The sequence below is a fragment of the Xanthobacter sp. BG11Y11_SDJG genome, assembly GCF_057364445.1.
Genome location: NZ_JBNFNU010000335.1, coordinates 1 through 4,681 on the forward strand (window position 1 = coordinate 1; position 4,681 = coordinate 4,681).

Genomic DNA, 4,681 nt, shown 5'->3' on the forward strand with positions numbered 1-4,681 from the left:
CGCCTCGACGGCGGCACGGCCGCCGCTGCGTCGCTCACCAGCGCCTCGGCCGCGGTTTCCTGCTCCAGCGCCTGCTTCAGGCTGATCTCGGCATCGCGCTTGGCGGTGGCGGCGTCGTCCACCTGCTGGGCGCTCACATAGCCCTTGGGCCGCATGGCCTCCAGCCGGGCGAGGGTCTGCGTCGCAAGCTCCAGGTTGGAGCGGGCGCGGCCCACCTGCTCGCGGGCGACGACCGCGTTGGAGCGCGCGGCCGTCAGGCTGCGCTGGCGGTCGGCATAGGCCGCCTCGGCGATCTTGAGGTCCGCCGCCACCTGCGCGAGTTGCAGGCGGTAGGGCACAGGATCGAGCGCCAGCAGCAGTTCGCCCTTGCGCACCGCATCGTTCTCGCGCACGCCGAAGGCGGCGACGCGGCCGGGCACGGCGGCGGAGATGTTGACCACGTCCGCGGTGAGCACGGCGTCCTGGGAGAGCGGGTTCAGTTCGGCGGTGCGCAGGTAGCGCCAGCCGAAGATCACCGCCGCCGCGACCGCGGCGATGCCGACCAGGATGGCCAGCCGACGCTTGGAGGGGGCGTGCGCGTCGTCCGCCATGTCAGCGTCCGAAGGCGATGATGGAGGCGAGGAAGCCGATGGCCGCCGCGATGCTCACATAGACCGGCAGGCGCGCCGGCATGGCGTCGTCGATGCCGGCGCGGATGAAGGCGAAGCGCAGCGCCACCGCGCCAAGGATGCCGATCAGCGCGCAGGCGAGCCAGGACGGGAAATAGGCGCCGAAGAAGGGCAAAGACGGCGCCCCGGCGGGCACGCAGCCCGGGATCAGCCCGGCGCCCGCGAGCAGCCCCACCCGCGCCGCGCGACCCCGCCACACGGCGAGGCGCGTGGTCGCAACGGAGCGCGGCCGCCGCGCGATCCCGTTCGCGATCCCGTATGGCGCCAGGAAATGTCCCATGCGACGCAGCCCCGAACGGTGCGGCGGAGCCGAATACAACCGATTGTCGCAGCCGCCCGCCCTCACAGCATTCAGAACTTTCTAACAGGCGCTCCAGGGGATTCAAACCCCAGGGCCGAAAGGACGGCGGGCTTTTCCCGTTCTTCCGCGACAGCAGTTCCCAAACGGGATAATTCCGGCTTGCCGTCGGGTCTATTGCGATAGAAATCGCATATCCGCGCATTCGATTTCGCAACTCAAGCAGTCTTGCTGCCGCTGGCTTTGCTTGTATTTTTATTCGGCCGGGCAGGCTAATGTCGCGGTGATCGCAGTGGCGGCGGAAATTCATCGATCGCCGTGGCCGAGAGCCGTCCCGCGGCACGGCCGGCGGGCGGCGGCACACAGGGAATCGGGGTACGGCGCAGATGTGCACTTCGCTTGTCTATCACGACGCGGCCGGCAAGGCCTATTTCGGCCGCACGCTCGAGCTGACCACCGATCTGCCCTACCAAATGGTCTATTTTCCGGCCGGGTTTTCCACAGCCTCGGAGGTGGAAGGCCATCCGCCGGTCGAATACGCCGCCCGCCACGCAGTGCTCGCCGTGACCATGCCGGCCCGCGTCCCGAGCGCGCAGGCGCCCCAGCAGATGGCCGACCTCAAGGTGCTGGAGGGGCTGAACGACAAGGGCCTGACCTTCAGCCTGCTCTCCTATCCCACCGCCGCCGGCAAGCAGCATGCGGTGGAGATGACGCGCGCGGTGCTCTCGGCTTCCGACCTCGGCACCTGGGTTCTGGGCCAGTTCGCGACCGTGGAGGAGGTGAAGGCGGCGCTGGACCAGATGCCGGTGGTGCTCGTGCCGCTCGCCATTCTCGGCGGCGTGGTCTCGCCGTTCCATTATGTGGTGCACGATACGGCCGGCGCCGCGCTGGTGATCGAGTTCGACCAGGGCGAGATGCACGTCTACGACAATCCGGTGGGGGTGATGACCAACGGACCGCAGTTCGACTGGCACCTCACCAACCTCAACAACTACACCCATCTCAGCAATGTGGACCAGCCGAGCGCGACCTTCGGGGCGTTCAAGGCCATGCAGCCGGATTCCGGCATCGCCACCGCCGGCCTGCCGGGCTCCAACACGTCGGTCGGCCGCTTTGTGCGCGCCGCCTTCTACGCCCACTTCACCGAGAAGGCGGCGACGCCGGACATGGCGGTGATCACGCTCGGCCACGTCATGAACCTGTTCGACCGGCCGCGCGGCGCCACCATCGACTATCCGGGCGCGGGCGGCGGCCACCTGGAGGTGGAGGGGCTGAAGGAAGAAGAGGGCGCGGCCTACGCCACCGAGTTCACCACCTGGACCAGCCTCGCCGACCTCGAGCGGAAGCTGTTCTTCGTGCGCACCTATGGCGCGCTCAACTACACCCGCTTCGACCTCGCCGCATTGGCCGCCGAAAGCGCGCCGAAGGTGCTGCCGTTCCAGGCGCTCGACGGCGCGGCGCCGGACGCGACGGCGGCGCTTCTGGCAACCAAGGCGCCGTGAGCTAGCGCTGGTCCCAGCCGCCGATCTGCGGCTCGGCGGGGGCGGGAGCACGGGTCTGGCCGTCGAGGCGCAACGTGCGCTCCAGCAGCACCTCGTAGATCGGCCGGCCGCCCAGCCAGTCGGCGACGAAATTGGCGAACAGGCAGGTGAGCAGCACCGGCACCAACACCGTATAGGCGCCGGTCAGTTCCGCCAGCAGCACCACGCCCACCAGCGGCGCGCGGATGGTGGACGAAAACAGCCCGCCCATGGCCGCCACCGCGAGCGCCGCCGCCCCGCCCGGAGGCAGCGGCAGCACCCGTTCCAGGCACAGGGCGAACAGGAGGCCGAAGGCGGTGGCCAAAGCGAGGATCGGCGCGAAGATGCCGCCCGGCACGCCGGTGGAATAGCTCGCCATGGTCATGGCAAAGCGGATCAGCACGATCACCGCCATGGTGGCGAGCGGCAGGTTCTCGGCCACCAGCGACACCGCCAGCGTCTCCCCGCCCATGGTGGCCTCGGGCCGCAGCACCAGCAGCACGCCCACGGCGAAGCCCACCACGGCAGGCACCAGATAGAAGCTGGTGCGCCGGCCGATGCCGAGCGAAAGGTCCATGGACCAGACCAGGCAGCGGTTGAAGCCGACGCCGAGAAAGCCCAGCACGATGCCCAGCAGCACGAAGGCCGGCAGGAATTCCAGCGGCATGGCCGGCACGTCGATCACCATGAAAGGACGACGGCCGGCGATCGCCTCGGTGACGATGCCGCTGGTGACGGCGGCCAGCATCACGCCGGTATAGGTTTTCAGCGCATAGGGGAACTGGCGCCGGGTCTCCTCGATCACGAACAGGATCGAGGCCAGCGGCGCGCTGAAGGCGGCGGCAAGGCCGGCGGCGGCGCCCGCCGCGAGCAGGCCGCGATTCTCCCGCGCCGGCAGCTTCAGCCCCTCGGAGGCCGCCTGCGCCACCGAGGCCCCCATATGGATGGTCGGCCCCTCGCGGCCGAGCACGAGGCCGGAGCCGAGCGAGAGGAGGCCGCCGAAGAACTTCACCGGCAGCACGCGCCACCAGCGCACCGTGCGCAGGCCTTCCATGGCGCCCTCGATCTCCTGCACGCCGGAGCCGCCGGCCTCGGGCGCGAAGGTCCGCACCAGCCAGACCGACACCAGGACCAGAGCGGCGGCGACCGCGCCGCAGAGCAGCAGGAGGTGGATCTGGTCCAGCCCCGGCCCCAGATGCGCACGCAGCAGGTGCGGCCATTCCAGCGCCCGGTCGACGCCGAGATGCAGCGCGGTGCCGAGCACGCCGGTGAGGGCGCCGATCGCGATGGCGACCAGGTAGAACAGCGCGTCGCCGGCGCGGCTCCGCGGCGGGTCCTCCGGTGGCGTTGGTTCCGATGCGCTCACGTGATCATCCCCGAGGCGCCGGGCGGCAGCGGGCGGCGGCAGCCGCCAGGCGCCCGCGCTTGGCCGGCCTGCCGACGCTACTTCAGCGCCGAGGTGATGGCGCCCTGGATCCAGGCTTCGGGCGCACGCCGGCGGCGCCGGGCTTGGCATTGATCGCGTCCACCACGGCGGGCGGGAAGGCGACGTCGAGGATGATCGCGTCGGCGCCGTCGAGGGCGAACACGGTCCGGGTGATGCGCGCCGCGAAGCGGGCGACGCGGGTCGACTTCTGCGCATCGCTCAGCCCCGGCTGCGCCGCCACCACGGGGCAGTAGGCGGCGATCAGGGTGTCGATCACCAGCACCGGATTGGCGCCCTCGGCCTTGAGCTGGGTGACGGCGGCGTTCAACTGCTCGACCTTGTCGAAGGCGTCCCCCGAGGGCAGCAGCGCCTTGATCTTGGCCGCCTGCGCCGCCTCCAAAGGCTTCGTCGGGCATTCGAACGGACCCGCCGCAAGAGCCGGAGCGGCCGCGCCGAGCGCGAGAGCGAATGCCGTGGCGGTGAGGGTGCGTGCGTGCATGGTGCCAACCTTCCCAACGCGTTTGAAACGAGACAGGAGCGCGCCGTCGTCGCCGGCGAGCGCGCCCGCCCGATCGATGCCAGAAGAGCTAGGGATGCGCCAGAAGCGGCGCGGTGTGAAATTGCCCCACCTCCCTGAGCCGCGCCATGTGGTCGAGTTCGTCGGCGACGGCGTCGAAACAGCGCGGCGAGCGCAGCGCTGGGGGGCCGCTGCGGCGATGGAACCGGCAGGCGGTCCCCGCATCCGGGGGCGGGCGGCGATGCGCGCCGC

5 protein-coding genes and 1 pseudogene are annotated in these 4,681 nt (G+C 70.5%); 1 reads left to right on the forward strand and 5 read right to left on the reverse strand.

Annotated features, from left to right (window positions below; all coding sequences use genetic code 11):
* Together AC2W7M_RS20085 and AC2W7M_RS20090 are read right to left on the reverse strand one after the other, a co-directional pair.
* Nucleotides 1-590: pseudogene (locus tag AC2W7M_RS20085) on the reverse strand (multidrug transporter subunit MdtN); the annotation flags it as partial.
* A gap of 1 nt (nucleotide 591) precedes the next feature.
* Nucleotides 592-867: a YtcA family lipoprotein gene (locus AC2W7M_RS20090; RefSeq protein ID WP_486134369.1), complete on the reverse strand. Its 276-nt coding sequence runs from the start codon at nucleotides 865-867 to the stop codon at nucleotides 592-594.
* Nucleotides 868-1,352: 485 nt separating this feature from the next.
* Between AC2W7M_RS20090 and AC2W7M_RS20095 the strand changes: the two genes are divergently transcribed.
* Nucleotides 1,353-2,468 (forward strand): linear amide C-N hydrolase, encoded by a 1,116-nt coding sequence (locus tag AC2W7M_RS20095; protein WP_486134371.1) that lies wholly within the window; start codon nucleotides 1,353-1,355, stop codon nucleotides 2,466-2,468.
* A gap of 1 nt (nucleotide 2,469) precedes the next feature.
* Here the strand turns inward: AC2W7M_RS20095 and clcA are convergent, their stop codons facing one another.
* The 3 genes from clcA to AC2W7M_RS20110 form a co-directional block, all read right to left on the reverse strand.
* A complete protein-coding gene (clcA, locus tag AC2W7M_RS20100) occupies nucleotides 2,470-3,852 on the reverse strand; it encodes a H(+)/Cl(-) exchange transporter ClcA (protein ID WP_486134373.1) in 1,383 nt (460 codons plus the stop codon).
* A gap of 82 nt (nucleotides 3,853-3,934) precedes the next feature.
* Nucleotides 3,935-4,411, reverse strand: coding sequence for a hypothetical protein (locus tag AC2W7M_RS20105; RefSeq protein ID WP_486134375.1), 477 nt, complete (start codon nucleotides 4,409-4,411; stop codon nucleotides 3,935-3,937).
* Nucleotides 4,412-4,499: 88 nt separating this feature from the next.
* Nucleotides 4,500-4,681, reverse strand: a 182-nt coding sequence (locus AC2W7M_RS20110; RefSeq protein WP_486134377.1) for a hypothetical protein, incomplete at its 5' end; no start/stop codon positions are given.